General features: G+C 65.2%; 3 protein-coding genes. 2 read left to right on the top strand and 1 reads right to left on the bottom strand.

Going from position 1 to position 1768, the window contains the following annotated elements:
- Positions 1 to 27: 27 nt before the first annotated feature.
- The gene (locus ACWIGI_RS38065) at positions 28 to 258 is read right to left on the bottom strand and encodes a hypothetical protein (RefSeq protein WP_454208466.1); all 231 of its coding nucleotides are present in this window, start codon (positions 256 to 258) and stop codon (positions 28 to 30) included.
- A 328-nt stretch (positions 259 to 586) separates the two neighbouring features.
- Between ACWIGI_RS38065 and ACWIGI_RS38060 the strand changes: the two genes are divergently transcribed.
- Both ACWIGI_RS38060 and ACWIGI_RS38055 read left to right on the top strand, forming a co-directional pair.
- Positions 587 to 1351, top strand: a complete 765-nt coding sequence (locus ACWIGI_RS38060; protein WP_454208465.1) for an HNH endonuclease family protein — start codon at positions 587 to 589, stop codon at positions 1349 to 1351.
- Between the two features lie 35 nt (positions 1352 to 1386).
- Positions 1387 to 1611, top strand: a complete 225-nt coding sequence (locus ACWIGI_RS38055) for a hypothetical protein (RefSeq protein WP_454208464.1) — start codon at positions 1387 to 1389, stop codon at positions 1609 to 1611.
- The last annotated feature ends 157 nt before the right edge of the window (positions 1612 to 1768 follow it).

Genomic DNA, 1768 nt, shown 5'->3' with positions numbered 1-1768 from the left:
GTCGGGGCGTTGCCGTTTGCGTGATCCTCAGCAGGGCGGGTAGACCGAGCCCACGAACTTGCCGGTCAGCACGCACACCAGCGTCCACGCCGCGTCGCGCCCGAGGGTTCCGGACGAGCTCGCGGAACCGCTGTCCGCGACGAGGCCCGCGGGCGCCGGGTCGGCCGGCGCGGCCTGCGCGGCGCCGGCCGCCGCGCCCGACGCGCCGAGCAGAGCCGCCGACACGACGAGGGCGCCGAGCAATTTCTTCGAATACATGCGTCACTCCGTTGATCTCGATCCCGACCCGGCCCAGTATTGAAGGGTGTCGCCCGCTCCGGCAGCCCCGATTCCCGTGGGGGCGGCTGTGAGTCCGGTCTCTGAACCGACCGTCCGGCTTGCTCTTTCGGCACCTCGATTGCGACGGTGTTCGGGATGTCTCCGCAGCAGCCGTCGCGCACAAGCGAACACGCCCCACCCACGGCCGGGGCCGGATGAATACACCGGTAGCAGAGCAATGTTGGGGCGCCCATGATCTGATCGGCATGAGCGACAAGGATGTTGTCGACAGTAGTGGAGTGTTGCGTTGAAAATAGCGTCGATTGCGATGTTGCCGGGTACACGGCGCGGACGGTCCGGGGTGATTCCGGCGTGCCTGGCGGTGATACTGGCCGTGGCCGTCTCGGCCTGCGGGCAGAGCAAGACATCGGACGGGCAGGGTAACCCGTCGACCGGGCCGGTGGCGTCCGCCTCGGAGGTCAAGGCCTCGGTCGACAAACTGGTTGTCGCGCAGGAGCTCCCGATGACCGGCTACGACCGGGAGAAGTTCCCGCACTGGGACACCAAGGCCGTCGAGCACGGGTTCGGGGCGGAGTTCGCGCAGTACGCCAAGTGCACGACCCGCGAGGTGATGATGCTGCGCGATGCCACCGGCGAGGTCACCCTCGATCCCAAGACGTGCGATCTGAAGGTCGGCAAGGGCGGCGGCTGGCAGGACTCCTACGGCGTGATGGACGCCAAGACCGGACAGCTCAAGCCGTACAAGTTCATCACCGATCCGGCCGGCGTGGATGCCGAGCACATCGTGCCGCTGGCCGAGGCCTGGCGGTCGGGCGCGTCCAAGATGGACGAGGAGACGCGCCGGAACATCGCCAACGACGCCGTCAATCTCATCGCCTCGGATCCGTCCGCGAACAGGTCGAAGGGTGATCAGGACGTCGCCAATTATCTGCCGCCGGGAGCTTTCCGGTGTGGATATATCGATCACTACGTGAAGATAAAGATAAAATACGCGTTGGCTGTAGATAACAACGAGCTCAAAGCGCTGCGTACCGCAGTCGACGACTGCGTCACACAAGGAGGGTTCAGATAATCGACGTCATCGAGATTCTCGCCGAAGCCGCCATCATGACCCGCGAGGAAGGGACGGTGTCGGGAGAGCTTGATGTCGCAGTCGACGACACCGGAACGGCGCTGGTCCGCTACCGCGATACCGAAACCTGGTACACCATTGGCAATCTGGAGGACAATCCGCCGGTGAAATGGTCCTCGGTAGCCGACCTCGTCGCCGCCATCGAGGCAGGTCAGGGCGCACGCGATGCCGCAGGCAACACGATTCCGTTCGAAACCTGACCGGTAACCGATATCCGGCGCAGCCGTTCGTCGAATATCGAACGGCCGCACGACAACAGCCGTGGGGGGGGGTGCGGGGGTTATGTGTGGATCGCCCCCCCCGCGGGAAACACGCAACGAATTAAGCACCGCCGCGCGCCGCGCAGTAAAAGGGAGA

The sequence above is a fragment of the Nocardia sp. NPDC055321 genome (assembly GCF_053645575.1).
The sequence above is the reverse complement of the archived record's forward strand: the minus strand, read 5'-3'. Positions and strand labels throughout refer to the sequence as shown.